Origin of the sequence: Streptococcus sp. DD11, assembly GCF_001578865.1 — a bacterium.
Classification (GTDB): Bacteria; Bacillota; Bacilli; order Lactobacillales; family Streptococcaceae; genus Streptococcus; species Streptococcus panodentis.
The window spans coordinates 1-469 of record NZ_KQ969442.1 but is presented as its reverse complement, the minus strand read 5'-3'; the positions used below and the strand labels follow the sequence as shown (position 1 = coordinate 469).

Annotated in this window: 1 protein-coding gene; it reads right to left on the bottom strand. The window is 60.3% G+C overall.

What is annotated here, in order from left to right:
• Window positions 1-469 (bottom strand): FtsK/SpoIIIE domain-containing protein (locus STRDD11_RS13325; RefSeq protein WP_277593128.1); only part of this gene is annotated, 469 nt, incomplete at both ends.

Sequence of the window (469 nt, the reverse complement as noted above, 5' to 3'; positions counted from 1 at the left end):
CTTGGCAATCTTCTCTGTCTGATCCAATAACATGGTATCCGCCACATGGGGCAGCTGAGATAAGGGCGCCAGCCCATTGGTCCCAAAGTCCATCAGATAAAGGGTCAGATCCTGCGGCGAATGCTTGCGGGCCAGGTCCATGGCCGCAGTCTGCAGGAAGGTCGTCTTCCCGGTACCCGGACTGCCGTAGAGCAGGATATGCCCATCCTTGGACAGGCTGACAGAGACCGGCTCTTGCTTCTGTGCCTGCGGGATATCCGCCATGCCCAGCAGGACAGAGACCGGCTTCTTCTGCGCCCAGGCTTCCTGCGGCTGAATCGGTTCCAGCTCCTGCAGGGTCATCCGCTCCCTCAGCGGCGGCAGCCATGGCTGCGGCACAGGGGCGATCTGCTGGCTTTCGGTCAGGAGCTGGATCTGACTGACAATAGCCTCCAGCTCTGTCGGTACTTCCTTGATGTCCTCGGCTAGG